This is a genomic window from Pelagibius sp. CAU 1746 (assembly GCF_039839785.1).
Classification (GTDB): Bacteria; Pseudomonadota; Alphaproteobacteria; order Kiloniellales; family Kiloniellaceae; genus Pelagibius.
Genome location: NZ_JBDOQT010000002.1, coordinates 205,645 through 230,180, shown reverse-complemented (window position 1 = coordinate 230,180; position 24,536 = coordinate 205,645). Strand labels below are relative to the sequence as shown.

Below are 24,536 nucleotides of genomic sequence, written 5' to 3'. Positions count from 1 at the left end.
CCCTGGTGTCGTCTGGTGAGGTTGGATCGAAGGGGTGTTTCTATGACATTGGGCGCTTGCGGTCGAGGTCAAGCGGCCCTGGGGCTCAGGCGCCTTTTGCGAAGGGCAGGACACCCTTGTCCGGCTCCGTGCCGCCTGGAGGCGCGGGGTCGTCGACCGCTTCCAGATAGATGTCGTGCGACCAGGCGAGAGTCTCCTCCAGACGGGCCCGCAGCTCGGCGAAGCTGCTCATGCCGATGCTGGTGGCCAAGGCGGTTTGCAGCAGCGGTGACAAGGTGTCGGCGTCGAAGGCCGGGCCGACCGTCAGGCGCAGCGCCTCCTGCACCTGGCGCAGGAACCGCGTGGCCACGACCAGCTTTTCGGCCCGCTCGGTCGCGATGATCCCCGCCTCGGCCAGGTTGGCGAAGGCCTGTTGGGTCGAGACCGCCAGGACCCCGGGCTCTTCGGCGGCATGGCGCAGCTGCAGGTATTGGGCGAGAAAGTCCAGGTCGATGAGGCCGCCTTCGGCATACTTGACGCTCCAGAGGGTGGCCGCGGGGTGCTCCTTATAGATACGCCGGCGCATGGAGGCCACGTCGCTCAGAAGCTGCTGGGGGTCGCGTGGGGCGCTGCGGATGGCCAGAAGTTCTTTTTCCACCCGGGCGCAGATGTCGGCCGGTCCGGCGACGGTACGCGCGCGGGTCAGGGCCATGTGCTCCCAGGTCCAGGCATCCTTCTCGTAGTAGCGCCGGAAAGAGGCGAGGGAGGTGGCGATGGGCCCGGCGTTGCCGGAAGGCCGCAGACGCATGTCGATCTCGTAGAGCGTGCCCTCCGCGGTCTGGGCGCTGAGCGCGTTGATCATGCGCTGCGCCAGACGCGCGTAGTAGCGCTGCGGCTCCAGTGGCTTGGGCCCGTCGGATTGCAGGGTCCCCGCTTGCTCCCCCTGGCTCGGCAGGTCGTAGAGGAATACCAGGTCGAGGTCGGAGGAAACGGTCATCTCGCGGCTGCCCAGCTTGCCCAGGGCGACCACCGCCAGGCCTGCGCCTTCCAGGTGCCCGTGGCTGCGGGCCAGATCCTCGACGACCGGCTCGTAGAGGCCGCGCAGGGCCACCTCGGCGATGTCGCTCAGTGCCCGCCCGCTGGCGTCGACATCGCTCTTGTGGCGCAGGATATGGACGCCGACCTGGAAACGGCGGTCGTTGGCCCAGCGTCGCGTCATATCGAGGACGTCCTGCAGATCCTGGGCGTCGGTCAGCGCCGCTTCCAGTTCTCCGCTCAGTTCCTCCGCCGGCGGAATGGGTGCGAAGAAATCCGGCGACAGCACCGCCTCCAGCAGGTGCGGCTTGCGGTCCAGGCGGTCGGCCAGCATGGGGGCGCTGCCCATGATCTCGGCCATGAGGTCCAGCAGGTTCGGGTTGTTGTAGAGCATCGAGAAGAGCTGCACCCCGGCGGGAAGACCGGCGACGAAGGTATCGAATTTCAGGAGCGCCCGGTCCGGGTCGCGGGTGCCGCCGAAGGCCTTCAGCAACACCGGCACCAGTTCCGTCAGCAGCTGCCGGCTGCGGGTCGAGCGCAGCGCCCGATAGCGTCCGTGGTGCCAGCCGCTGACCACCTGCCAGACCATCTCGCCGTCGCGGAAGCCGAGGCCGGCGAGGGTGGACAGGGTCTCCGGGTCCGGCTCGCCGCCGGTGAAGACCAGGCTGCCCGGTTCGGAGAGGGTCGGCGATTCCTCGAAGAGATGCGCGTAGTGGTCCTCCACCCGGCGCAGGCGGCGCAGCAGCTCCTCCCGGAACGCGGCCGGATCGTCATAGCCCAGGAAGACCGCCAGGGCGTCGACGCCTTCGTCGTCCTCGGGCAGGGTGTGGGTCTGCTGGTCCTCGATCATCTGCAGGCGGTGCTCGACGCGGCGCAGGAAGAAGTAGGCCTCGGTCAGCTCCGCGGCCACTTCGGGGGAGATGTGGCCGCTCGCGGCCAGCGCCGCCAGGGCTTCCTTGGTCTGCGACGTCCGCAACTCCGGATCGCGCCCGCCCCAGATGAGCTGCTGGGTCTGGCAGAAGAATTCGATCTCGCGGATGCCGCCACGCCCCAGCTTCACATTGTGGCCGTTGATGGCGATGACCGAGCCGCCCTTGTGGGCATTGATCTGCCGTTTGATCGAATGCACGTCCTGGATGGCCCAGAAGTCCAGATGCTTGCGCCAGATAAAGGGACGCAGCTCGCTCAGGAAGGCGGCTCCGAGTCCCTTGTCGCCGGCGATGGGACGCGCCTTGATCATGGCCGCGCGCTCCCAGTTCTGGCCCAGGCTTTCATAGTAGGTGAGGGCGCTGTTGATGTTGATGGCCAAGGGCATGGCGCCGGGGTCCGGGCGCAGGCGCAGGTCGGTGCGGAAGACGTAGCCGTCGCCGGTGCGGTCGTCGAGGCAGCGCATCAGGTCGCGGGTGAGGCGCACCAGGCCTTGCTGGATGCCGCGCGCGTGGCGGTAGTCCACTTTCTCCGGGTCGAAAATGACGATGAGGTCGACGTCGGAGGAATAATTCAGTTCATGGGCCCCTAGCTTGCCCATGCCCAGGATGACGATCCCGCAGTCCTTGGTCGGGGCCGATTCGTCCGCCAGGCCCAGTTCGCCCCGTGCGGCGGCCTGGCGCAGCACCCCGGCGAGGGCCGCGTCGACGGCCGCGTCCGCAAAATCGGAGAGTCTGCGGGTGACCCCCGCGACATCCCAAAAACCGCAGATATCCGCGAATGCGATGGTAAATGCGGCGCGGCGGCGGGCGATCCGCAGGCTCTTCATCAGTTCCGCTTGACTGTCCAGCGCGGCAGTCGTGCTTTCCAATCCCTGCAGGACTTTTTTTAGAACCAGATCGGGTCCCTGGTTTAAAACCTCTGTGAGGAGCCCGATATCCGCAATCAAACAGTGGCTGAGGAAGGGCGAATTGGCGAAAATCGCCTGTAGCAGCCGCTGGCCCGCGGGGTCCTGCGTCAATTCCTGCGCCAGCCCGCTCGCGGCGGGATCGGAGGCAGCAGCCGCGTTCCAGCGTTCCAGCCAGGGCAGGGCCCGGGCCGGTTCCAGGGCGCCAGGAAGAACAGAAGTATCTGGTAGGTAAGGGAGTTTAGACATCTCACGCCGCTCGCTTCAGGATCAGACTGCTGAAGCTGCGCGCTCCGGTCAAGCGCCGGAGGGCGCGGCGGTCGCCGTCGCGACTTCGGCGGCGGCCGGAGAGGGCAGGCCGGGCGGCAGGGATGGCAAGGATGGCGTCAAGGCGCGCGTCCGGCGGGACAAGCCGCGCCGTTCGCGGACCCATAAGCTGATCCGCTTCGGGATCGAGCTTGTCGGCGGCGTTTTCGCCGCCGCCGTTCTGGTCGGCGGCGTGGCGGCCTGGCGGCTCTCCGAGGGCCCGATTCGCACTGATTTCCTCACCCCGCACCTGCAGGAGGCGATCAACCGGGCCAGCAGCAATTCCGTCGATGTCGGCGGCACTTTCCTGATTTGGGAGGAGGGGAGCCGCGGCCTGGTGCTGCATGCCGCCGAGGTGGTGGTGCGCGACGCGGATAACAATCTTATCGCCTCGCTGCCGGAAGTTGCCTTCGAGTTGAGCGCCAGCGCCGTGCTGCGGGGCACCCTCGCCCCCCACCAGATCGAGATCATCGCCCCGCGCATCCGCCTGGTGCGCGGCAAGGACGGCCGGATCGGTTTCGGCGATGAACTGGAAGTGGAGACCACGGCGCCGGCGGACGCCGCGCGCGGCGAGAGCTTGGTCCTGGGCAGCATGATCGAGGAACTGCTGGCCGAGCGGAACGGGGGCAGCCCGCTGTCCTTTCTCGACGAAGTCCGTATCCGCGACGGTCAGCTCTTCGTGCGCGACGAGATGTTCGGTATTTCCTGGGCGGCGCCCTCGGCGGAAATCTCCCTGCGCCGGGACATCGCCGGGCTGGCGGGGGACATCAGCCTCAGCTTCGCCGGCCACCGCGATCCGGCAACCTTCGATGCGGCTTTTCTCTTCGACAAAAGCGCTCAAGTCGTCGACCTGGCCGCCGGCTTCTCCGATATCAGCCTCGCCGCCCTGGCGGAGGCGATCCCGGAACTGGCGCCTGTCGGCGGCCTGACATCGCGGATCAGCGGCTCTATCTCGACCTCGGTGACGCTGGACGGCAAGCTGGGACATACCGGCTTCGATATTCAGGGTTTTGCCGGGACCTTGAAGATTCCCGGCATCGAGATGGCGGCGTTTCCTGTGCGCGACCTGAACATGCGCGGGCGCTACGACAGCGACGAGCGGCGTTTCGACCTTGAAGAGGCGCGGATCGCGCTGGGCGACGGCGAGGCGCCGGGGCCGGTTTTCGGCCTGGCAGGCGCCCTCGATTACGACCCCCTCAGCGGCGATTGGCGCATCGATACCGACGCCACGCTGGAAGGTATGCGGCTTGCCGAGCTTGCGACCTACTGGCCGGAATCGATTGCATCGGATGCGCGGCCCTGGGTTCTGGAGAACGTAACCGACGGTGTGGTCGACAAAGCGACCGCCGCTCTGGCGGCGGAGGTGCCGCAGGGCGATTTCTCCGTCACCCAGGTGACCGGCATGACGGGGACGCTGCAATACCGCGACCTGGAAGTCCACTATCTGCGCCCTCTGCCGTCGATCCGAAAAATCGGCGGGACAGCCAAGTTCGACCTGGATTCGCTGCGCTTCGCGGTGGAGACCGGCCGGCTGGAAGGGTTGGCGCTAGGCGATTCGCAGGTTCAGATCACGGGTTTCAGTGCCGCCGATCCCAAGCGGGGCTTGTATGAAAAGCTCACGATCGACACCACGGCGGTGGGGCCGGTCCATGACGTTCTGGCGCTCCTCGAACACCCGCGCCTCGATCTGCTGTCCCGGCTGGGCTTCTCTTCCACGGGCAGCGGCGGGGCGGTCTCGGCGCGGCTCGCCTTTCAGTTCCCTCTCGCCAAGAGCCTCAGCTTCGACGACGTGACGCTGCAGACCGAGGCCTCGGTCTACAACGGCGAACTGAAGGGCGTCTTCCTTGGCCAGGACATGACCGACGCGCAGCTTTCCATCGTTCTTGACCAGAGCGGCATGCAGCTCTCCGGACCTCTCAATCTGGGCGGCGTGCCGCTTTCGGCCAGCTGGAAAGAGAGCTTCGCCGCCAGCGCCAAGGTGCGCTCGGTGCTCGAAGCGGAGATTCCCCGCAGCAGCGACGAAGAGCGGGCGCGCTTCGGCCTCGACATCGGCGAGGCGGTGCGCGGTCCGCTGGCTGCGAAGGTCTCCATGATCAGCCGCGACGACGGCCTTTCGACCCTGCAGATCTCTGCGGACCTGAAAGAAGCCAGCATCTCCCTGCCGGAGATTCATTGGCGCAAGGAGCCCGGCATCGACGGAAGCTTGGGACTGACGGTCGAGATGGATTCCGGCGGACCGCTGGCCTACCGCGATATCGTGCTGCAGGCGGGCGATCTCACCGCCCGCGGCAAGGCTTCTCCCGGGCGCGACCGCCAGGGGCTCGGGTCGATCGACCTGGAGCGGGTGACCTTCGGGCGCAGCAACCTGCAGGACGTGGCGCTGTTGCTGGACGAGGACGGCATCGACGTCGCCATCGGCCGCGGCATCCTGGATGCCGAGCCCTTCCTGAGCGACGACGCGGAAAAGACCGGACAGGAAGAGCCCCCCGCGCCGCCGGAAACCGGGCCGGCAAGGACGCCGCGCAGCTACCAGCCGTTGAGCATCAGGGCGCCGGATTTGGAGGTGCTTTACTTCGCCGGCGAGCGCCGTCTGGAGCGGGTCAATTTGGAGCTGCGCCGCCGCACGACCGGCTGGGAGACCATCCGCCTCTCCGGCAGCATTCCCGAGCAGTACTGGTCGCCCAGCAGGCCTGAACCGTCCGAGGCCGCACCGCCGGAGCCGGAGTTGCCGGAGAAGGAAGTACTGGAAACGCAGGCCGGCGACAGCGTCGTGGTCGAAGAGGTGAAGCCGGACGTGACGGCCGAACTGACCCGCCGCTACCTGCAGTTCTCCTTCGCGCCCGACGCCGCCGGCAGCGGCCAGCGCCTGCTGGCCCAAAGCGACGATCTCGGCGCGCTGCTCCGGGCCACCAATATCGCCGACACGGTCGTCGGCGGGCGCATCCAGATCACCGGCCAGAGCGCGGGTCCGAGCCCCACCCATCCCATTGAGGCCAAGGTGCAGGCGCGCGACTTCGTCATGGTGAACGCACCGGCCATGGCGAAGCTGCTGACCGTCGCCTCTTTCACCGGCGTTCTCGACCTGCTGCGCGGCGAGGGCATTCCGTTCCAGGGCATGGACGGGGACTTCGTGCTGGACGACGGCGTGGCGACGACGGAGCTGATGCGCATCTACGGGGCCTCCCTGGGGCTGACGGCCAAGGGCGAGATCGATTTCGACAACGATGCCATCGACCTGACGGGCGTCGTCGTGCCGGCTTACTCGATCAACAATTTTCTCAGCAAGATCCCGCTGCTCGGCACCCTGCTGACCGGAGGCGAGGGCGAGGGGCTCTTCGCCGTGGTCTACAAGGTGAAGGGAGAGGTCGACGACCCGGAGGTCTCGGTCAATCCGCTCTCGGCGCTGACGCCGGGGTTCCTGCGCAACATCTTCACCGCCGAGCCCGGCAGCGCCGAGGGCCAGGCGATTCCCGAAAAGCGCGAGCGCATCGACAAGTAGTACGTTTCGCCTTTTCCCCGCTGGGAGAGGACGATTCCTCAGCCGGCCAGCTTCACCAGCGCGTGGCGCTTCTTGCCCGCGGAGAGCTTGAGGCTGCCGTCAGGGCCCAGGTCATCCAGGCCCACGGTCCGCATCTCGTCCTCGATGGTGACGTCGTTGAGCCGGGCACCGCCGCCCTTGATGAGCCGGCGCGCTTCGCCGTTGCTCTTGGCCAGACCGGCGCGGCGCATCAGCTCAAACACCATGATGCCGCCGTTGAGTTCGGCCTGGGTCACCTCGATGGTCGGCAGGCCCTCGGCGCTCTTGCCTTCCTCGAAGGTCTGGCGCGCGGTCTCCGCCGCCTCGGCCGCCGCCGCCTCGCCCCGGCACAGCTTGGTTGCCTCGAAGGCGAGAATCTTCTTCGCTTCGTTGACCTCGGCGCCTGCCAGGGTTTCCAGCTTGGCGATCTCCTCTTCCGCCATGTCGGTGAAGAGGCGCAGGAAGCGGCCGACGTCGCCGTCCTCCGTGTTGCGCCAGAACTGCCAGTAGTCGTAGTGGCTGAGGCGGTGCGCGCCGAGCCAGATGGCGCCGGCCGCGGTCTTGCCCATCTTGGCGCCGGAAGCCGTGGTGATCAGCGGCGTGGTCAGCCCGTAGAGCGGGCGTTGATCGATGCGCCGCGCCAGCTCGATGCCGTTGACGATGTTGCCCCACTGGTCGGAGCCGCCCATCTGCAGGCTGCAGTCGAAGCGGCGGCTCAATTCCAAGAAGTCGTAGGCCTGGAGAATCATGTAATTGAACTCCAGGAAGGTCAGCGGCTGCTCGCGGTCGAGACGCAGCTTCACGCTGTCGAAGGTCAGCATGCGGTTGATGGTGAAGTGCCGCCCGACGTCGCGCAGGAAATCGATGTACTGCAGGCTGTCCAGCCAGTCGGCGTTGTTCGCCATGATGGCGCTGTCCGGACCTGCGGTGAAATCCAGAAGGTTGTCGAAGGTCTTGCGTATCTCGGCGACATTGGCGTCGATTTGCGCGGAGGTCAGGAGCTGGCGGGATTCGTCCTTGCCGGAGGGGTCGCCGACCTTGGTGGTGCCGCCGCCCATCAGGGCGATCGGCCTGTGCCCGGTCTTCTGCGCCCAGCGCAGCATCATGATCTGGACCAAATGGCCGATGTGCAGGCTGTCCGCCGTGGCGTCGAAGCCGATATAGGCGGTGACGGGCCCCTCCAGCGCGCGCGCGTCGAGCGCATCGAGGTCGGTGCACTGGTGAATGAACCCGCGGGCCTGAAGGGTCCGCAGGAAGTCGGAACGGGGCGCTGTCATCGTTCTGGTCTTTTCCTGCTGGCAAGAGGCGCCCGCCGCCGGCGGGCGCAGGCATTTAACACAATCCCGCCGGGATCACAATTTGACGGTCCAAATTTCCGTGCCCTGGGCGCATGGCGGGCGTTAACCTAGTTTGACCGAATCGTAATCTCTGCCCGCTAGAACCTCCCGGGCGGACCCTGGAAGCAAGTGAAGGACGGAACAGCCATGGTGAGATCGTTGGATGGGGAGCGGCCCTGGGCCCTGGGCCTGATGAGCGGTACCTCCCTGGACGGCATCGACGCGGCCCTGATCCGCAGCGACGGCCTGCGCCAGGTGACAATGGGGGCCAGCTTCAGTCTGCCCTACGAGCCGGAGATGCGCCGCCGCCTGCGCTCGGTCCTGGGCGGCCGGGGGCCGGTCGAGGAGGTCGGGCGGCAACTCACGCTGCGCCACGCCGAGGCGGTGCGCCGCTTGCTGGCGGAGGCCGCGGTGGCGCCGGAGGAGGTTCGCGTCATCGGCTTCCACGGCCACACCATCCTGCACCGGCCGCAGGAGGGCCGCACCTGGCAGATCGGCGACGGCGCCCTGCTGGCGGCGGAGACGGGCATCGACGTGGTGGCGGACCTGCGCGGCAACGACGTCGCCCTGGGCGGCGAGGGCGCCCCCCTGGTGCCGCTCTACCAGGCGGCCCTGGCCGCGGAACTGGAACGGCCCTTGGCGGTGGTCAATATCGGCGGCGTCGCCAACGTCGCCTGGATTGGGCCCGGAGACCTTGCGGGCGAAGACGAGGTCATCGCCTTCGATACCGGCCCCGGCAATGCCCTGGTCAACGACTGGGTCGAACAGCACGGCGGCGAGCCGCTGGACCGCAACGGCGCCCTCGCGGCCGCCGGACGGGTGGACGAGGGGCTGCTGGCGCGGCTTCTGGACAACTCCTATTTCGAGCGCGTTCCCCCCAAGTCCTTGGATCGGGACGATTTCTCGGCGCTTCCGGCGGCTGGATTGTCGTTGGAGGACGGGGCGACCACGCTGACCGCCTTCACCGCGGCCACCATTGCGCGGGCGGCCGGGCACTTCCCGGCGCCGGTGCGGCGCTGGCTGATCACCGGGGGCGGGCGCCACAACCCGACCCTCATGGCCATGTTGGCGGAGCGCCTGGGCGTCCCGGTAGAGCCGGTCGAGGCGGTGGGATGGCAGGGCGATGTCCTGGAGGCCCAAGCCTTCGCCTATCTGGCCCTGCGCTCCCTGGCGGGCCTGCCGCTGACGTTGCCGACCACCACGGGGGTCAGCCGGCCGGCCAGCGGCGGCCTGCTGCATCCCGCGCCGGAAGGCGCTCACGCCTAGGCCGGCGGGCGCCGGCCCCAGGGCGGGCGTCAGCCCGTGGCGGTCTTGCTGTTCTCGGCCGCCAGGGCCTTGGCCAGGTAGTCGTCGACGTGGCCGCTGAGCTCTTCCATCTCGTCCTGGAAGAAATGCCCGGCCCCGGCCACCACCCTGTAGTCGATGGCGATGCCGCGCTGGGACGACAGTTTGTCGACCAGCTTCTTCACCGAAGGCTCGGGCACGACCTCGTCCTTGTCGCCCTGAAGGATCAGGCCCGAGGAGGGGCAGGGCGCCAGGAAGGTGAAGTCGTGCATGTTGGCCGGCGGGGCCACCGAGATGAAACCGCTGATCTCCGGCCGGCGCATGAGCAGTTGCATGCCGATCCAAGCCCCGAAGGAGAAACCGGCGATCCAGCAGCCCTCGGCGTTCTCGTTATAGGTCTGCAGCCAGTCCAGCGCCGAGGCGGCATCCGACAGCTCGCCCTCGCCGCGGTCGAAGACGCCCTGCGAGCGCCCGACGCCCCGGAAGTTGAAGCGAAGGACCGAAAAGCCCTGGCGCACGAAGGCGTGGAACAGCGTATAGACGACCTTGTTGTTCATGGTGCCCCCGTATTGCGGGTGGGGGTGCAGCATGAGGGCGATGGGCGCGTTGGGGCGCTTGCTGTGCTGGTAGCGTCCTTCAAGACGGCCCTCGGGGCCATTGAAGATCACGTCAGGCATAGACCCTTTATTCCTATTCTTCTCTCGGCGGTGCGATCAAGCGGCGGTCCGGGCGCCCCGGTGGCTCCCGGAAGGTGAGTGGCCCCGAAAGGACATCCAAGGCAACCGGCGGCGCGGCGGCGTGTCCTTGCGCATTTCTCAGGCGTTTCGCTTGGACGTTTCGTCCGATGATCGCATCTTGTTATTATTCCGACCTTTTTTGGCCGGCCGGAAACTTGACCATTCTACTCAGGCTTACTATATCTCCAGGTACTGTCGCCAGGTGATTTTGGGGTGCAGCATCGGCGTTTCAGGCCACCCTGGGCGACAAAAGGCGGCGATAATAGCACGATGAGCGAAGCGATGTTCAAGTCTCTACGGGCCGAAATCGATGCCACCATGCAGCGCGACCCCGCGGCGCGCTCCCGCCTAGAGGTGGTGCTTTGTTACCCCGGTTTCCAGGCCATCATGCTTTATCGCCTGGCCAATGCCTGCTGGCGGCGGCGCTGGTTCCTGCTGGGGCGCTGGATTTCCGCCATGGGGCGCGTGCTGACCGGCATTGAAATCCATCCCGGCGCGACCATCGGCGAGCGCTTCTTCATCGATCACGGCATGGGCGTGGTGATCGGCGAGACCGCCGAGATCGGCGACGACGTCACTCTCTACCAAGGCGTCACCCTGGGCGGAACCTCGCCCAGCGTCGACAGCGACAGCCAGCGCAACGTGAAACGCCATCCGACCTTGCGGGACAACGTGATCGTCGGCTCCGGCGCCCAGATTCTGGGGCCCTTCACCGTCGGCCGCTGCGCGCGCATCGGCGCCAACGCGGTGGTCACCAAGGAGGTGCCGGAGGGCGCGACCGTCGTCGGAATTCCGGGACGCGCGGTTCAGACCAGCCGGACCCCGGACACCGAAACCGCCCCCTTCGTCGCTTACGGTACGCCGACCGGTAACATTCCCGACCCCGTCGCCCGGGCGCTGGATGGCCTGTTGGACGAGGTCCAGAGCCTGCGCGCCCGCGTCAACGAACTCGAGGGCCGCTCCGGCGAGGCGTCTTCGGGCAACGGCTTGCCCGTCGAGGGCGACGAGCGCGATCTCGGCGAAGTGAAACAGCCGCAAGGCAAATGCTGAGGCCGCGGAGCCCAGTGAAGGGAGAAGCAGGGTGAAGTTGAGCACCAAGGGCCGTTACGCCGTGATGGCGCTCTGCGACCTCGCCAGTCATGCCGAGGGCCGCCCCGTGGCCCTGGCCGATATCGCCGAGCGGCAGGAGATCTCTCTTTCCTACCTGGAGCAGCTCTTCGCCAAGCTGCGTCGCGGCGGACTGGTGCGATCGGTGCGCGGCCCCGGAGGCGGCTACCTGTTGGCTCATGCGCCGGGCGATACCCGGATCTCCGATATCATCCTGGCCGTGGACGAGCCGATCCGCGCCACGCGCTGTATGCCCGGCCAGCCGCTGGGCTGCCGGGGCAACCGGAGCCGCTGCCAGACTCACGACCTCTGGGAAGAACTCGGCAACCAGATCTACCTCTATCTCAGCTCGGTCACCGTGGACGACGTGATCTCGCGGCGCATCCTGGGGACCAGCGGTGTCGGCCCCTGCGCGCCGCGCGGCGCGGTGCAGGCGCCGGGTGATGACCTTTCGGCCGCCGAAGGCCCCACCGACGGCAACAACCCTTGCCGCGCCGCCGGCTAGGCGGCCGGCCGTAAGCCGCCACGCGAACCAGCATGACCGCCTACCTCGACTACAACGCCACGGCGCCGATCCGGCCGCAAGCGCTCGACGCCATGACGGCGGCGCTGGCCGAGCCCGGCAACGCCTCCTCGGTGCACGGGCCGGGCCGCCGCGCCCGGCGCCTGGTGGAGGAGGGGCGGGCGAAGGTCGCCGCGCTGGCGGGCGCCGATCCCAACTGGGTGATCTTCACCTCCGGGGGTACGGAGGCCAACAACCTGGCCCTGCGCGGCCTGCCGGCCCAGCGCATCGTCGTCTCCGCCGGCGAGCATGACTCGGTACTGCAGGCGGTGCCGGAGGCGCCGGGGCTTGAACCCCAGGTCGTGGGACTGACCGCCGACGGCGTCGTCGACCTGCAGGCCCTGGACGCGGCACTGGAGGATGCGCCGGAAGGCACGCTGGTCTCGGTCATGCTGGCCAACAACGAGACCGGGGTGATCCAGCCGATCGAACAGGTGGTGACGCTGGCGCGCGCCGCCGGCGCCTGGGTCCACTGCGATGCCGTGCAGGCCGCCGGCAAGATTCCCCTCGACATGACGGCGCTGGGCGTCGACCTCCTGACCCTCTCGGCCCACAAGCTGGGCGGGCCGCCGGGCGTGGGCGCTTTGCTGGTCTCCCCGGAGCAGCCGCTGCGCGCCTTGCAGCGCGGCGGCGGGCAGGAGCGCCGGCGCCGCGCCGGCACCGAGAATCTGGCGGGAATCGCCGGTTTCGGGGCGGCGGCTGAGAGTGCACTTGAAGATCTGCCCGGACTTCAGAGATTGGGTGAGCTGCGCGACTACTTTGAACGTGAAATCAAAATGTTAGCGTCCGAACTTAAGGTGTTCGGCGGTGGCGCGCCGCGTCTGCCCAACACCTCCTGCGTGGCTCTTGCCGGCCTGGCCGCCGAGACCCAGATCATGGCCCTCGACCTGGCCGGCGTGGCGGTCAGTTCCGGCGCCGCCTGCTCCTCCGGCAAGGTCCAGCCTTCCCACGTGCTGACCGCCATGGGAGCCTCGCCGCAGGAGGCCGGCTCGGCGATCCGCGTGTCGCTGGGCTGGGCCAGCGTTCCCCAGGACGTCGAGCGGTTGCTGTCCGCCTGGGGCGAGCTCTACCGGCGCAGCCGGGCGGCGTGAGGGGGGCGGGGATGACCGAGAAGCAGACGAGCAAGCCGAACCCCAAGAAGGCGAACAGGCGGCCGCCGGGTATCTACCTGGACAACCAGGCGACCACGCCGACCGACCCGCGGGTGGTCGAGGCCATGCTGCCCTTCTTCACCGAGCGCTTCGGCAACCCCCACTCGACGCACCATGCCTTCGGCTGGGACGCGGAGGAGGCGGTGGAAAAGGCGCGCGGCCAGCTCGCCACCCTGATCGGCGCCACGCCGCGGGAGGTGATCTTCACCTCCGGGGCGACGGAGGCCAACAATCTGGCGATCAAGGGTGCCGCGCGCTTCCACCGCGAGAAGCGTCCCCACGTGGTCACCCTGCCGACCGAGCACAAGTGCGTGATCGAGAGCGTGCGCCACCTGGAACGGGAGGGCCACAGGGTCGACTTCCTGCCGGTGCGCCCGGACGGTCTGGTCGACCTGGACCGGCTGGCCGCGACGGTGAGCGAGGAGACCTCCGTCGTCTCCATTATGGCGGTGAACAACGAGATCGGCGTCATCCAGCCGCTGGCCGAGATTGCCGGGATCTGCCACGCCAAGGGCGCCTACTTTCACTGCGACGCCGCCCAGGCGGTGGGCAAGATCCCGCTCGACGTGGCGGCGCTGGGCATCGACCTGCTGAGCGTGTCGGGCCACAAGTTCTACGGCCCCAAGGGCATCGGCGCGCTTTACGTGCGGCGCCGGCCGCGGGTACGCCTGGAGCCGTTGTTCGACGGCGGCGGGCAGGAGCGGGGCCTGCGCTCCGGTACCCTACCGACGCCGCTCTGCGTCGGCCTCGGCCAGGCCGCCGAGGTCGCCGCTCGGGAGATGGCCGAGGAAGAGGCGCGCATTTCGGCCTTGAAGACCCGCCTCCTGGAGGGCATTACAGGCCGCCTTCCCGGGGTGGCTCTGAATGGCCACGCCACGCAGCGGATCCCCGGCAATCTCAACCTCGCCTTCGAGGGGGTGGACGCCGAGGCCCTGATCAAGGCGCTGACGGGCCTGGCGGTTTCCTCCGGCTCGGCCTGCACCTCGACGGCGGTGGAGCCGTCCTACGTGCTGCAGGCCCTGGGGATGCCTGATGAGCGGGCGCGCGGGTCGATCCGCATCGGCATCGGCCGCTTCAATACGGAGGCGGAGATCGACCGGGCGGTGGAGGACCTGGCGGCGGCGGTCAAGCGGCTGCGCGACGAGGGCAGCGCGGCTGCCGAGTAGCTGTGGCCGGGCAGACGAGACGACGAGTTAGGAGCAGGACTTAATGCCGAAGTTGACGTTCATCGAGAAGGACGGGAACCGCAAGGAGGTGGATGCCCCCGTCGGTCTCTCGGTGATGGAGATCGCCCACCGTTTCGACGTGGATATCGAAGGGGCCTGCGAAGGCTCGCTGGCCTGCGCCACCTGCCACGTCATCGTCGACGAGGGCTGGTACGACAAGCTGGGCGAGCCTTCCGAGGACGAAGAGGACATGCTCGACCTCGCCTTCGGCCTTAAGCCGACCTCGCGCCTCGGCTGCCAGATCGTCATGACCGAGGAACTGGACGGCCTGGTCGTCGAGCTGCCCAAGGAAGTGAACTCCATGCTGGGCTGAGAGCCCGGTCTAGACGTCAGTTCGGTTCAGCTCAATGCCAAGGCCGCGACCACGAGATAGCGGCCGGTCTTGGCGAGCGCGACCAGCAGCAGGAAGGGGCCGAAGGGCTCCCGCAGCACGCCGGCGGCCAGGGTCAGCGGGTCGCCGATGAAGGGCGCCCAGCTCAGCAGCAGGCTCCATCTTCCATAGCGATGATACCAGCGCGCGGCGCGCTCCAGCTGCGCCGGCTTCACCGGGAACCAGCGGCGGTCGCTGAAGCGGTCGACGCCGCGCCCCAGCGCCCAGTTGACCACGGCGCCCAGCGTGTTCCCCAGGCTCGCCACCGCAATCAACAGCACGGTCGAATAGTCGCCAGAGAGCAGGAGCCCGGCGAGGCCCACTTCCGACTGCGCGGGGAAGATGGTCGCGGCCAGAAAGGCGATCAGGAACAGGCCGCCGTAGGCGCCGAGCTCAGCCATACAGCGCTGCGGCCCCTTCGAAGGCGCGGGGATTAATCATGGACCTCCAGAGAATCTCCAGGCACAAGGGTCTCCGACCGGCGCCGCCTTAGCCATGCTGCGATTTCCCGCTGCCGGGACGGCATTTTTGCTAAACTGGAACGCCGCCGCCGATGCGGGGCAAGCAGGGGAAAATGCCATGGCTCAATGGATCATACCAAGCAACATTCGTCTGGAAGGCTCGTCTTTCTGCCAGCTGCGCTGCCCGTCCTGCCCGACGACCACCAAGGCGATCGACCCGGTGGTGGGCAAGGGTTTTCTGAAGGCGGAAAATTTCCGCAAGCTGCTCGAGGAAAATCCCTCGCTCAAGCTGATCGAGCTGTCGAACTACGGCGAGATATTCCTCAATCCCGAGATCCTCGAGATCATGGCCTGCGCCCATGAACATGGTGTCACCTTGACGGGCAACAACGGCGTCAATCTTAACAACGTGCGCGACGAGGTCCTGGAAGGGGTGGTCAAGTACGGCTTTCACAGCATGGTCTGCTCGATCGACGGCGCCACCCAGGAAACCTACGCCAAGTATCGCGTTCGCGGGTCGCTGGAGACGGTCCTGGGCAATATCGAGAAGATCAACGGCTTCAAGCGGCAATACGGCTCGGAACTGCCGCGTCTCGAATGGCAGTTCATCATCTTCGGCCACAACGAGCACGAGATCGAAGCGGCGCAGCGGCTGGCCGAGAGCCTGGGCATGACCTTCCGCGCCAAGCTGAGCTGGGACGACGGCTTTTCGAGCGTGAAGGACAAGGAGGCGGTGGCGAGGCTTTCAGGCGTCGGCGTGGCCTCCCGTGCGGAGTTCAAGGAAAAGCACGGCTACAACTACATGCAGGGAATCTGCCAGCAGCTGTGGCATCTGCCGCAGATCAATTGGGACGGCAAGGTGCTCGGCTGCTGCCGCAATTTCTGGGGTGACTTCGGCGCGAACGCCTTCACCGACGGGCTGGAGAAGGCGGTCAACAGCGAAAAGATGCTCTATGCCCGCGAAATGCTCCTGGGCGAGAAGCCGGCGCGTGACGACATTCCCTGCACCACCTGCGAGATCTATCTCGGCATGAAGGCCGACAACCGCTTCTTCAGCTCCGGACAGCGGCCGTTGCAGCAGCTTCGGCGGCGCCAGGCCGCCGAGTCGGAAGACTGAACGGTATCGACTAGCTCCCCACGGCCTCCGCCGCGATCTTGGCGAAGATGACGTCCAGCTCCGCCGCCAGGTCCTTCAGCGCTTGGCCGCCGTCCGCGTAGGGCGCGAAGACGTGGCTCGGCGTCTTGTAGCTGAGATCGGCGGTGCCGTCGGCGTTCTCGGTCACGTAGAAGCGGATCGGCGCCTCGATGCCGGCGGCGACGCTGGCCTCCAGCATGCGCACGGCGAAATCCGGTCGGTAGACGCCGATCACCGTGTTGCCGGGGATATCCTTCTTCAGCACCTTCTTGGCGCCCAGCGTGGCGCTGGCCCGCGCCACCAGGCCCATCTTGTTGTCGGCGATGGCTTTCTCCAGGCGCGCCACCAGATCGGTGTAGCCGTGCTGCGTCTTCATGACCTTCCAGCCGGGCTGCGCCATGAGGTCCGCCTGCGCGGGTGCGGCCGGGACGGTGAGCAGCAGGAAGAAGCTCAGCAGGGGCAAGAGCGTCAGGCGGGGGATCATCGGCTGTCTCCGTCGGGCCGTGTTGCGTGGAAAGGTCGGGCATCAGTCTAGAGGCCCCGCCATCTCCCGGGGCTCAACTCCCCGTGAGTCGACCCTGTGATCCTGGGGCAAGAAAGGGCAACTAGGGGCCGCATGCAAAAGACCTGCACGCGGCGCGGGCAGGGGCTATGCTCGCGCGCCATGACGTCGAACGATTCCCCTGTCGCACCGGAAATCGCCCGCCTGCCGGGCCCGCTGTCTTCCCCGATGAAGTTGGACGCGCTGGGCGGCCTGATGATGCGGCCCTGGTACGACCGCCTGGCCGTGAAGCTGGTGCCCAATTGGTACTTCCCGCTGTCGCGCGCCTGGGCGGCGGCCCTGGAAAACGGCACAGACGAAGCGGCCTTCGCCGCCGCCCTGGAGTTGCAGGCCTTCCCCGGCGGCTTTTGCGGCTGGCGTCTCCGGCGCGCCCTGGCGAAGACCCGGGAACTGAAGCAGGTCCACGCGGGAGCCGACGCCCGTTGGCGCGATCTCTTCTTCGCGCCCGAGGCGCCCTCCGCCGCCGCCCTGGTGGCGGCCGAGCGCGCGCGCCGCAAGGCCGCACACGACCTCATGGCGGCGCGGCGCTATTTCCTCTGCCTGCGCAAGCGCGTGCCCCGGCTGCGGTGGGAACTGCCGCATCCGGAGGACATGCCGGCCCCCGAGGCGCTCCAGGGCGACGGCGGCACTTGCATCAAGATTGACGGTCTGCCGCCGGTCGAGCAGTCGCACTGGGTGCCCGGCCCCTTCGGGCGGCAGTGCTGGATCCGCTTTCCCGCCCCGGGCCTGCCCGGAGACTGCGCCTGGGCCCAGGTCTTCGAGCCTGAGGGGGCCGAGAACCCGCCGACGCTCATCTCCCTTCACGGCATCTGCGTGGAGAGCGAGCATTGGAGCGAGGCCATGGACAGCGTCGACATCGTGCCGACCCTGGCGCTGAAGGGCGTCCGGGTAATCCGCCCCGAGGGCCCCTGGCACGGCCGCCGGCGCCGGCCCGGCACCTTCGGCGGCGAGCCGGCCATGGCGCACGGCCCGCTGGGCTTCCTGCAACTCTTCGCCGCCTGGGGCGCCGAACTGCCGGTCTACGTCGACTGGGCCCGCAAACAAAACAAGGGGCAGGACAGCGGGCCGGTGGCGCTGGGCGGGGTCAGCCTGGGGGCGCTCACCAGCCAGCTCGCCGCCGTGGCGGCCAGGGACTGGCCGGTCGAGCTGCGCCCCGACGCCCTGATCCTGGTGGCCTGCAGCGAGAGCCTGCACGACGTCGCTTTCCAGGGCAGCCTGGCCGCGGCCATCGGCCTGCCGGCCCGCCTGCAGGCCAAGGGCTGGAGCGTCGCCGACATCGACCGCTACCTGCCGCTGATGGAACCGCGCGGTGCCCCGGCCATGGCGCCGGAGAAGATCGTCATGGCGCTGGGCGAAGCCGACGACCTGACGCCCTTTGCCGGAGGCCTGGCCCTGGCGCGGCGCTGGGGCGTGCCGCCGGCGAATTTATTCCTGCGCCGCCAGGGGCACTTCACCGTGGCCTTCGACCTCTCGCGCCGCCCGCAGCCCCTGGACCGGCTGCGGGAAATCCTGGGGGCGGGCTAGGCCCCGGCGGCCTCATTCCTTGCACCCGGCGGGTTCGGCCCTATATTCCGGCTCTATGAACAGTCTTGGGATCGACAAGCCGGCGGGACGGACCCGCGTGGTGGTGGCCATGTCGGGCGGGGTGGACTCCTCCGTCACCGCAGCGCTGCTGCACGCCCAGGGCTTCGACGTGGTGGGCATCACCCTGCAGCTCTACGACCACGGCATGGCGCTGGCCAAGAAGGGCGCCTGCTGCGCCGGACAGGACATCTACGACGCCCGCCAGGTCTCCGAGCGCCTGGGCATCCCGCACTACGTGCTGGACTACGAAAGCCGCTTTCGCGAGTCGGTCATCGACGACTTCGCCGACAGCTACCTGCGCGGCGAGACGCCGATCCCCTGCGTGAACTGCAACCAGACGGTCAAGTTCCGCGACCTGCTGGCCACGGCCCGCGACCTGGGCGCCGACTGCCTGGCCACCGGCCACTACGTCCAGCGCAAGATGGGACCGGACGGCGCGGAACTGCACCGCGCCGTCGATCCCAAGCGCGACCAGAGCTATTTCCTCTTCGCCACCACCCAGGAACAGCTCGACTTCCTGCGTTTTCCGCTCGGCGGCATGGAAAAGAACAGGGTGCGTGAAGAGGCCGAGCGTTTCGGCCTCGTCGTCGCCGACAAGCCCGACAGCCAGGACATCTGCTTCGTGCCGCAGGGCTCCTATGCCGAGGTGGTGCAGAAGCTGCGCCCCGGCGCCGCCGACCCGGGCGACATCGTGCACGTCGACGGCCGCGTCATGGGCCGCCACGAGGGCATCATCCACTACACCATCGGCCAGCGCCGCGGCCTGGGCGTGGGCGGCGAGCGTGAACCGCTGTTCGTCGTGCGCCTGGAACCGGAGACGCGCCGCGTCGTCGTCGGCCCGAAAGCGGCGCTGGCGCGCGACCGCGTCATCCTGCGCGACGTGAACTGGCTGGGTGGGGCGCCGCTGACCGCGGAGGGCCGGCGCTGCGAGGTGAAGCTGCGTTCGGTCAGCGCGCCGGCGGCGGCGACGCTCTATCCGCTGCCGGACGGCGGCGCTGAAGTGGTCTTGGACGACGCCCAGTTCGGAGTCTCGCCGGGTCAGGCCGCGGTGTGCTATGAAGGCAGCCGGGTTTTGGGCGGCGGCTGGATTGCCGCGGCCGAAAGCCGTCTCGCCGCCTGAGCGGCGGGCGACGCAACCGATCCGGCCGGCATCCAGGTAGGGGCGATTGGCCGGGCATCCCCCGGAAGAGCCGCACCATGTCCCTCGACTCCCTCACCGAAAAGCTCAAATCCCAGGCAGCGGTGAATCCGCCGCTCGGCTACCGTGTTCAGTTCAACCTCGGGGAGGATGGCTCTCTCGTCTGGGACGGCACCGTCACGCCGCCCGAGATCGGCCCGTCCGATGGCACCGAGGCGGAGGCGGACACCGTGCTGAGCCTGTCGTTGGAGAATTTCGACCAGTTGCTGTCCGGCTCGCTGGACCCGACCCTGGCCTACATGACCGGCAAGTTGAAGATCAGCGGCTCCACAGGCGTCGCCATGAAGCTGGCGGCCATGCTGGGCGACTGAATCGGTCTCTTTGGTTCCAATCTCTACGTCTTGAATTGGAGAAGGGGGCATCCCCACCCTAACCCTCCCCCATCAAGGGGGAGGGGATTCATTGCCGGGTCGGCTCAGAATACGTCCCTCCCCCCTTGATGGGGGGAGGTTAGGTGGGGGGTGGAGCGTGCGGCCGGCGTTTGCCGGCGATCACTCCGCCGCGTTGGTGGCGCGCCTGACCTGGTGGCGTTCGCGGGCTTCGGCTTCCGCCTTGGCCTTGGCGACGGCGGCCTTGGCGGCCTGGTTGACGTGGTACATCTCCAGCTCTTCGTCCTCGCCGTGGTCGAGGACCGGGGCCAGCGCCTCGTCGGTGTAGTCCTTGGCGGCGGGGTCGGCTTCCAGGCGCCGGCGCAGGCGGTGCAGGCGCCAGGCGTAGATCCCCATGCCGGCGTAGTTCCTCAGTGCACGCGCGATGTTCTTGGGATAGAAGACCAGCGCGTTCTCGCGCGGCAGCTCGGGGCGGCGCTCGGAGCGCACGCGGCGGCGGAAGTAACCGCACTGCTGCGGATGGACCCGCTCGTAGCGCATGGCGCCGTAGATCTGCAGCAGGTGCTGCCAGATGCGCACCGGCTTGATGCCGTCGGCGATGGCGCGGCGCATCAGGGTCTCGGCGTGCTCCATCGAGTAGTAGTGGTCCCAGGCGTCCCAGTAGGCCTGCTGCAATTCCTCGCGCGACATCAGCGGGTGCTCGAAGGTGACGCACTCCAGGTCGTACTTGTTGAGGTCCGGGTCCATCCAGGTGCCCTGCTTGTAGAGGGTCTGATGATCCTCGGAGCCGGGCAGGGGGGTGAGGATGGAGATCTCGATCATGTCCACCGGCACCTCGCGCTGGATGATCTCCAGGTCGCGCTTCACCGACTCCGGCGTGTCGTTGGGCAGGCCCATGATGAAGCCGGCGTAGGTGATCACCTGCTGCGCCCGCCACTGCTGGAACATCTTGCGGTACTCGGTGATCTTGTTCTGGTTCTTCTTCATCTCCTTCAGGTTCGCCGGGTTGATGCTTTCCAGCCCGACGAAGACGCTGGTGCAGCCGGCCTTCTTGGCCTTCTCGATGAAGTTCGGGATCTTGTGCACCAGCACGTCGACCTGGATGAGGAAACGGATGTCGATGCCTTCGGCGCGCAACTCGGCCATGCGGTCGAAGATCGCCTCCCAGTTCTTGTTGCGGGCGAAGTTGTCGTCGGTGATGAAGTAGTGGGTGATGCCCTGGGCGTGGTTGGCGCGGATCAGCTTCTCCACGTCGTCGGCGCTGCGGTAGCGCGACTTGCGCCCCTGCACGTTGATGATGGTGCAGAAGGAGCACTGGAAGGGGCAGCCGCGCCCGGCGTCGAAGCTGCTGATCAGGCCGTCGTAGCGGCGCACCAGCGTCTGCGGCAGGAAGGGGGTGACCGCGCCCTGCAGGTCCGGTAGCTGGGCCATGGTGTTGTAGATCGGCTCCAGCCTGCCGTGGAGGGCGTCGTTCAGCACCCGGTCCAGGTGTTCCTCGGCCTCGCCGGCGAAGAGCGAGCAGCCCAGGTCGAGGGCTTCCTGCAGGCTCTCGTGGACGCCCGGCAGCATGGAGAGGCAGCCGCTGACGTGGAAGCCGCCGATGGCGACCTGCAGGCCGGCGGCGCGGAAGCGCCGCGCCATGGCCAGGGCGCGGGGGTACTGGTTCGACTGCACGCCGACCAGGCAGACCAAACCTCCACTTCCTGGCCCGCCCGAGCCTTCCCCGTCCACCTCGGCCGCCTTGTGGCGGGCGATGATGTCATTGAAGGGAAGCAGGATGTTCATCTCGTCGTAGGCGTCGATCTCGATCTCGACGTCCGGCCCCAGCGCCCGGCGCGCCTCGGCGTCCAGCACCAGGCCGTAGAGCGCGGCCAGCGAGTTGGAGGGGATCCAGGCCTTCCACCACTGGATGACGTAGCCGTCCTTGTCGTAGTGCGACGGCTTGATCAGGGTAACCTGGAATTTGCGCTTACCTGCGGGGCTCTCGGTGCCTGTCGCGGCACCGTCAACGGCAACACCTGACATCGGTTTGGTCCCCCCTTCACCGATGAATCCGCGCGGTTTGTGGCGGCAACCCTAGCACGATTGATTAGCCGGGGCCACTAGAGGCGGGGCCGGCCCCTCCGGAATTGCCTCCCCTTGGATGGGGGAGGGTCAGGGAGGGGGTGAACCTCCGGTTTCAGCCAATTTCCTTGGTTTCTCGGGGTTCCAGGCGGCCCGCCGCCCGCCGCCGCCCAGCTTCGGCTTGACAGGGCCGGGGCCGAGGCCATATACGACCCGCCACACCCTATGGCGGGGTAGCTCAGCTGGTTAGAGCAGCGGAATCATAATCCGCGTGTCGGGGGTTCGAGTCCCTCCCCCGCTACCAATGAAAACAAGGCCTTGGCGCGACGGCGCCAGGGCCTTGTTTGCGTTTGGGTGGCGGGGGAGCAGGGCTGGTGGGTATGGCTGCTTCTGACGGTAGGCAGCGGAGAGATTGGGGCTGCTTACCCTATAGCGCGATGGTTGATTCGCGTATAATTAGGCATGAGCGACGACGATCCCAATCTGCATCCCGACAGGTCAACGCTGTTCGGAAATGAGCAGTTCACGATTGCCACGACGCAGGCTGTATCTTTGGCTACGGCGCTGGGCATTGTCAGCCAGTTCGAGGCATTGTCACAGATCGCGGGCCGGCCTTCTGTCTTGGTGGCGCTTACCGGAGTCTTGGCTGCGGCGGCCATTGCGGTTTTGGCTGCTTGGTGCCGGCACCAATACAAAATGTGGGACGTAAAGCGGCATCCGGAGAAGTCGGGCTTCTATCTCAGATGGATGCGTAAGACCATGGCCGCGGCAGCATTTATGACGGGCGGCTCGTTCTTGGTCATGATTGTAGCGATGTGGGCCGTCTACCTCTGTGGAGAGGCCGGATCGCTGTGATAGGAGCATCGAGGGACGGTGAGCATCGAAGAACTTAGTACTCGGGAAATGCAGGCGCTTGGCGCCCTCTGCCTCTCAGCGTTTTGCGGGCACTTCGCAATCATGCACAGCGCGATAGAGGAACTGGTCACCCACCAGGTATCACTTTTGGGTGCCGCGAATCTGCCTGACTGGGAGGGGGCCGGCGCAATTCTGCGCCTCAACGGGCGCGGTGACCCGATGCCTGAAGATGTCCCGGCTGCGGTTCCCGCAGAACTGAAAGACAGTTTCTTTCGACTTGTCGACGATACCGTCGAGATCGGCCTCATCGACATGTATGGCGCGTCTACTGATCAGCCCAGGAAGTATCTGCAGAAAGCCATTGAAGTGCTGAAAGCGCACAGGATAGCGATCCCTGCGGTGGAGTCGGTAAATGTGCAGCAAAGACCTTTGCGCGGCGAGTGGGGCGAGCCAGTTGCGGAAAGCGTGCAGCGCGAGGTTCTTTGCCGATGCATGGCACTGCTTGACTGCCGGGACCGAGAATCGGCTGACGACCATCCTATGGAATCATAGTCCGCGTTTCGGGGGGTCGAGTCCCTCCCCAGCTACCAATGAAAACAAGGCCTTGGCGTCAGCGCGCCAGGGCCTTGTTTGCGTCTGGGGGTTCAGTCCTCGCCTTCCGCCGTGGCGAGTTTCAGGGCCTGGGCCTGGCGCTTGCGCTGGCGGTAGCGGGCGAACTGCTGGTCGGCCAGCACGCCGACCAGGATGACGGCGCCCATCACGGCGAAGTTCAGCGAGGAGGGGATGGACATTGACGGTCGTATCACAGGTGGTTTGTAGTCCGACTGAGTGGTGAGACCCCAGCCTCAATGCTGTTGGCACTCACTGAAGTAATGTGAGGTAAATGGACCGGAGATGACCAAAGCCCATTGTAACGCTTGTCAGGGCGACAAGAACCACGATGTTCTCCACGAGGAGACTACGTCCTGGGACGAGGAGATTAGTGAATACGAGTCGATTTACGGCTCGGATCGCTATGAGATGCTTCGATGCCGAGGGTGCGAGTCGATTACACTGCGGCACACCAGCTACTTTTCCGAAAATGATGAGCCGACGGTGACTTATTACCCTCCGGCGATGGCGCGTCCCGAGCCCGACTGGATTGGAAACCTCACTGACCCCTTCCACTTCGGTGACAACCCCGTCGAAGAGCTGCTCAAGGAAGTCTACACCGCGCTTCACAATCGCTCTCGGCGCCTCGCGGCGATTGGAACACGATCATTGCTGGAGCATGTCATGATCGAAAAGATCGGCGACCAGGGAAGCTTTGCGAAGAATGTAGAAGCGTTCAAGGAGGCAGGATACCTATCTTCTGTTCAAGCTGATTTTTTGATTGAAACGCTCGAAGCCGGGCACGCCTCAACGCACCGTGCATGGAAGCCAAACCGGAACCAGCTCAATACGCTCATGGACGTGACTGAGAGTGTGGTCCAGACTGTCTACGTACTCCACAAAAAGATAGCCGAGCTGAAGCAGCAGGTGCCGCCGCGACCCAAAAGATGACTATTGAGAAGGAAGATGATGCTGCGAGCAACGCAGAACGACTTGGCAGAATTGAATCTGAGACGAGCGTTACAAGTCAAACCAGAGTTTCGGCCCTTCGTAGTGATTATCGCGCAGCAGCTTGAATCCGGCTGCGTCCTCGGGGCGTCGTAGGGCAAAGGCCTCAGCCTCGGCCGCGTCTCGCGTGGTCGCATTCAACCCGATCAGCGTGCTTACGTCTTCACTCATCTCATCACCAGGGTCGACGGACTTGATGAAAACCACCCGATACTCAGGCATGGGAGTCACCCATTGGTTGTTGTTCGAAGGCGCGATTGTGTGGTGAGCACTGACGATTTCGGTTTTTTGTCCTGACAGTGAC

Annotated in this window: 22 protein-coding genes and 1 tRNA gene; 15 read left to right on the top strand and 8 right to left on the bottom strand. The window is 66.8% G+C overall.

From position 1 onward, the window contains the following. Positions 1–85: 85 nt before the first annotated feature. Positions 86–3,097: a bifunctional [glutamine synthetase] adenylyltransferase/[glutamine synthetase]-adenylyl-L-tyrosine phosphorylase gene (locus AAFN88_RS17935; protein WP_347521932.1), complete on the bottom strand. Its 3,012-nt coding sequence runs from the start codon at positions 3,095–3,097 to the stop codon at positions 86–88. Between the two features lie 250 nt (positions 3,098–3,347). On the opposite strand from AAFN88_RS17935, the gene AAFN88_RS17930 reads away from it, so the two are divergent. Next, positions 3,348–6,653, top strand: a complete 3,306-nt coding sequence (locus tag AAFN88_RS17930) for an AsmA-like C-terminal domain-containing protein (RefSeq protein WP_347521931.1) — start codon at positions 3,348–3,350, stop codon at positions 6,651–6,653. 38 nt (positions 6,654–6,691) lie between these two features. Here the strand turns inward: AAFN88_RS17930 and tyrS are convergent, their stop codons facing one another. Continuing rightward, positions 6,692–7,948, bottom strand: coding sequence for a tyrosine--tRNA ligase (gene tyrS / locus AAFN88_RS17925; protein WP_347521930.1), 1,257 nt, complete (start codon positions 7,946–7,948; stop codon positions 6,692–6,694). A 207-nt stretch (positions 7,949–8,155) separates the two neighbouring features. Here tyrS and AAFN88_RS17920 point away from each other — a divergent pair, with 207 nt between their 5' ends. Then, the gene (locus tag AAFN88_RS17920) at positions 8,156–9,274 is read left to right on the top strand and encodes an anhydro-N-acetylmuramic acid kinase (RefSeq protein WP_347521929.1); all 1,119 of its coding nucleotides are present in this window, start codon (positions 8,156–8,158) and stop codon (positions 9,272–9,274) included. Positions 9,275–9,303: 29 nt separating this feature from the next. On the opposite strand, the gene AAFN88_RS17915 is transcribed toward AAFN88_RS17920, so the two are convergent. Beyond that, on the bottom strand, positions 9,304–9,969 hold the full coding sequence (locus AAFN88_RS17915) for an alpha/beta hydrolase (protein WP_347521928.1): 666 nt from the start codon (positions 9,967–9,969) through the stop codon (positions 9,304–9,306). Between the two features lie 342 nt (positions 9,970–10,311). Between AAFN88_RS17915 and cysE the strand changes: the two genes are divergently transcribed. The 5 genes from cysE to AAFN88_RS17890 are packed head-to-tail and all read left to right on the top strand — an operon-like array spanning position 10,312 to position 14,388. Continuing rightward, positions 10,312–11,079 carry a serine O-acetyltransferase gene (cysE, locus tag AAFN88_RS17910; protein ID WP_347522774.1) on the top strand — a complete coding sequence of 256 codons (768 nt, stop codon included), beginning with the start codon at positions 10,312–10,314 and terminating at the stop codon, positions 11,077–11,079. 31 nt (positions 11,080–11,110) lie between these two features. Further along, positions 11,111–11,641, top strand: coding sequence for an Rrf2 family transcriptional regulator (locus AAFN88_RS17905; RefSeq protein WP_347521927.1), 531 nt, complete (start codon positions 11,111–11,113; stop codon positions 11,639–11,641). Between the two features lie 32 nt (positions 11,642–11,673). Beyond that, positions 11,674–12,789 carry a cysteine desulfurase family protein gene (locus AAFN88_RS17900; protein WP_347521926.1) on the top strand — a complete coding sequence of 372 codons (1,116 nt, stop codon included), beginning with the start codon at positions 11,674–11,676 and terminating at the stop codon, positions 12,787–12,789. A gap of 11 nt (positions 12,790–12,800) precedes the next feature. Further along, positions 12,801–14,015, top strand: coding sequence for an IscS subfamily cysteine desulfurase (locus AAFN88_RS17895; protein ID WP_347521925.1), 1,215 nt, complete (start codon positions 12,801–12,803; stop codon positions 14,013–14,015). 43 nt (positions 14,016–14,058) lie between these two features. After that, positions 14,059–14,388, top strand: coding sequence for a ferredoxin family 2Fe-2S iron-sulfur cluster binding protein (locus AAFN88_RS17890; RefSeq protein ID WP_347521924.1), 330 nt, complete (start codon positions 14,059–14,061; stop codon positions 14,386–14,388). Positions 14,389–14,414: 26 nt separating this feature from the next. On the opposite strand, the gene AAFN88_RS17885 is transcribed toward AAFN88_RS17890, so the two are convergent. Beyond that, complete coding sequence (locus AAFN88_RS17885) at positions 14,415–14,846, bottom strand: YqaA family protein (RefSeq protein WP_347521923.1); 432 nt, start codon at positions 14,844–14,846, stop codon at positions 14,415–14,417. Between the two features lie 178 nt (positions 14,847–15,024). Here AAFN88_RS17885 and AAFN88_RS17880 point away from each other — a divergent pair, with 178 nt between their 5' ends. Then, positions 15,025–16,023 (top strand): radical SAM protein, encoded by a 999-nt coding sequence (locus tag AAFN88_RS17880; protein ID WP_347521922.1) that lies wholly within the window; start codon positions 15,025–15,027, stop codon positions 16,021–16,023. Positions 16,024–16,033: 10 nt separating this feature from the next. On the opposite strand, the gene AAFN88_RS17875 is transcribed toward AAFN88_RS17880, so the two are convergent. Further along, a complete protein-coding gene (locus AAFN88_RS17875; RefSeq protein ID WP_347521921.1) occupies positions 16,034–16,525 on the bottom strand; it encodes a DUF302 domain-containing protein in 492 nt (163 codons plus the stop codon). A 180-nt stretch (positions 16,526–16,705) separates the two neighbouring features. Here AAFN88_RS17875 and AAFN88_RS17870 point away from each other — a divergent pair, with 180 nt between their 5' ends. The 3 genes from AAFN88_RS17870 to AAFN88_RS17860 all read left to right on the top strand — a co-directional run bounded on the left by AAFN88_RS17870 (position 16,706) and on the right by AAFN88_RS17860 (position 19,696). Then, positions 16,706–18,127: a hypothetical protein gene (locus tag AAFN88_RS17870; RefSeq protein ID WP_347521920.1), complete on the top strand. Its 1,422-nt coding sequence runs from the start codon at positions 16,706–16,708 to the stop codon at positions 18,125–18,127. 55 nt (positions 18,128–18,182) lie between these two features. Then, positions 18,183–19,307 carry a tRNA 2-thiouridine(34) synthase MnmA gene (gene mnmA, locus AAFN88_RS17865; protein ID WP_347521919.1) on the top strand — a complete coding sequence of 375 codons (1,125 nt, stop codon included), beginning with the start codon at positions 18,183–18,185 and terminating at the stop codon, positions 19,305–19,307. 77 nt (positions 19,308–19,384) lie between these two features. Next, positions 19,385–19,696, top strand: coding sequence for an SCP2 sterol-binding domain-containing protein (locus tag AAFN88_RS17860; RefSeq protein WP_347521918.1), 312 nt, complete (start codon positions 19,385–19,387; stop codon positions 19,694–19,696). A 180-nt stretch (positions 19,697–19,876) separates the two neighbouring features. On the opposite strand, the gene AAFN88_RS17855 is transcribed toward AAFN88_RS17860, so the two are convergent. Then, positions 19,877–21,739: a radical SAM protein gene (locus AAFN88_RS17855; protein ID WP_347521916.1), complete on the bottom strand. Its 1,863-nt coding sequence runs from the start codon at positions 21,737–21,739 to the stop codon at positions 19,877–19,879. A gap of 266 nt (positions 21,740–22,005) precedes the next feature. On the opposite strand from AAFN88_RS17855, the gene AAFN88_RS17850 reads away from it, so the two are divergent. The 3 genes from AAFN88_RS17850 to AAFN88_RS17840 all read left to right on the top strand — a co-directional run bounded on the left by AAFN88_RS17850 (position 22,006) and on the right by AAFN88_RS17840 (position 23,185). After that, positions 22,006–22,082 (top strand) — tRNA-Met (locus AAFN88_RS17850). Between the two features lie 158 nt (positions 22,083–22,240). Further along, positions 22,241–22,633: a hypothetical protein gene (locus tag AAFN88_RS17845; protein WP_347521915.1), complete on the top strand. Its 393-nt coding sequence runs from the start codon at positions 22,241–22,243 to the stop codon at positions 22,631–22,633. A gap of 18 nt (positions 22,634–22,651) precedes the next feature. Continuing rightward, on the top strand, positions 22,652–23,185 hold the full coding sequence (locus AAFN88_RS17840; RefSeq protein ID WP_347521913.1) for a hypothetical protein: 534 nt from the start codon (positions 22,652–22,654) through the stop codon (positions 23,183–23,185). Between the two features lie 92 nt (positions 23,186–23,277). Here AAFN88_RS17840 and AAFN88_RS17835 read toward each other — a convergent pair whose 3' ends face one another. Then, positions 23,278–23,424: a hypothetical protein gene (locus tag AAFN88_RS17835; protein ID WP_347521912.1), complete on the bottom strand. Its 147-nt coding sequence runs from the start codon at positions 23,422–23,424 to the stop codon at positions 23,278–23,280. 103 nt (positions 23,425–23,527) lie between these two features. Between AAFN88_RS17835 and AAFN88_RS17830 the strand changes: the two genes are divergently transcribed. Then, on the top strand, positions 23,528–24,175 hold the full coding sequence (locus tag AAFN88_RS17830; protein WP_347521911.1) for a DUF4145 domain-containing protein: 648 nt from the start codon (positions 23,528–23,530) through the stop codon (positions 24,173–24,175). 69 nt (positions 24,176–24,244) lie between these two features. On the opposite strand, the gene AAFN88_RS17825 is transcribed toward AAFN88_RS17830, so the two are convergent. Continuing rightward, on the bottom strand, positions 24,245–24,454 hold the full coding sequence (locus AAFN88_RS17825) for a hypothetical protein (protein WP_347521910.1): 210 nt from the start codon (positions 24,452–24,454) through the stop codon (positions 24,245–24,247). Positions 24,455–24,536 lie beyond the last annotated feature (82 nt).

What these genes read in the sequence shown, in the direction of transcription:
- AAFN88_RS17935 (WP_347521932.1), bottom strand. Translation starts at nt 3,097, where the DNA reads ATGTCTAAACTCCCTTACCTACCAGATACTTCTGTTCTTCCTGGCGCC.
- tyrS (WP_347521930.1), bottom strand. Translation starts at nt 7,948, where the DNA reads ATGACAGCGCCCCGTTCCGACTTCCTGCGGACCCTTCAGGCCCGCGGG.
- AAFN88_RS17920 (WP_347521929.1), top strand. Translation starts at nt 8,156, where the DNA reads ATGGTGAGATCGTTGGATGGGGAGCGGCCCTGGGCCCTGGGCCTGATG.
- AAFN88_RS17915 (WP_347521928.1), bottom strand. Translation starts at nt 9,969, where the DNA reads ATGCCTGACGTGATCTTCAATGGCCCCGAGGGCCGTCTTGAAGGACGC.
- cysE (WP_347522774.1), top strand. Translation starts at nt 10,312, where the DNA reads ATGTTCAAGTCTCTACGGGCCGAAATCGATGCCACCATGCAGCGCGAC.
- AAFN88_RS17900 (WP_347521926.1), top strand. Translation starts at nt 11,674, where the DNA reads ATGACCGCCTACCTCGACTACAACGCCACGGCGCCGATCCGGCCGCAA.
- AAFN88_RS17895 (WP_347521925.1), top strand. Translation starts at nt 12,801, where the DNA reads ATGACCGAGAAGCAGACGAGCAAGCCGAACCCCAAGAAGGCGAACAGG.
- AAFN88_RS17890 (WP_347521924.1), top strand. Translation starts at nt 14,059, where the DNA reads ATGCCGAAGTTGACGTTCATCGAGAAGGACGGGAACCGCAAGGAGGTG.
- AAFN88_RS17885 (WP_347521923.1), bottom strand. Translation starts at nt 14,846, where the DNA reads ATGGCTGAGCTCGGCGCCTACGGCGGCCTGTTCCTGATCGCCTTTCTG.
- AAFN88_RS17880 (WP_347521922.1), top strand. Translation starts at nt 15,025, where the DNA reads ATGGCTCAATGGATCATACCAAGCAACATTCGTCTGGAAGGCTCGTCT.
- AAFN88_RS17875 (WP_347521921.1), bottom strand. Translation starts at nt 16,525, where the DNA reads ATGATCCCCCGCCTGACGCTCTTGCCCCTGCTGAGCTTCTTCCTGCTG.
- AAFN88_RS17870 (WP_347521920.1), top strand. Translation starts at nt 16,706, where the DNA reads ATGACGTCGAACGATTCCCCTGTCGCACCGGAAATCGCCCGCCTGCCG.
- mnmA (WP_347521919.1), top strand. Translation starts at nt 18,183, where the DNA reads ATGAACAGTCTTGGGATCGACAAGCCGGCGGGACGGACCCGCGTGGTG.
- AAFN88_RS17860 (WP_347521918.1), top strand. Translation starts at nt 19,385, where the DNA reads ATGTCCCTCGACTCCCTCACCGAAAAGCTCAAATCCCAGGCAGCGGTG.
- AAFN88_RS17855 (WP_347521916.1), bottom strand. Translation starts at nt 21,739, where the DNA reads ATGTCAGGTGTTGCCGTTGACGGTGCCGCGACAGGCACCGAGAGCCCC.
- AAFN88_RS17845 (WP_347521915.1), top strand. Translation starts at nt 22,241, where the DNA reads ATGAGCGACGACGATCCCAATCTGCATCCCGACAGGTCAACGCTGTTC.
- AAFN88_RS17835 (WP_347521912.1), bottom strand. Translation starts at nt 23,424, where the DNA reads ATGTCCATCCCCTCCTCGCTGAACTTCGCCGTGATGGGCGCCGTCATC.
- AAFN88_RS17830 (WP_347521911.1), top strand. Translation starts at nt 23,528, where the DNA reads ATGACCAAAGCCCATTGTAACGCTTGTCAGGGCGACAAGAACCACGAT.
- AAFN88_RS17825 (WP_347521910.1), bottom strand. Translation starts at nt 24,454, where the DNA reads ATGCCTGAGTATCGGGTGGTTTTCATCAAGTCCGTCGACCCTGGTGAT.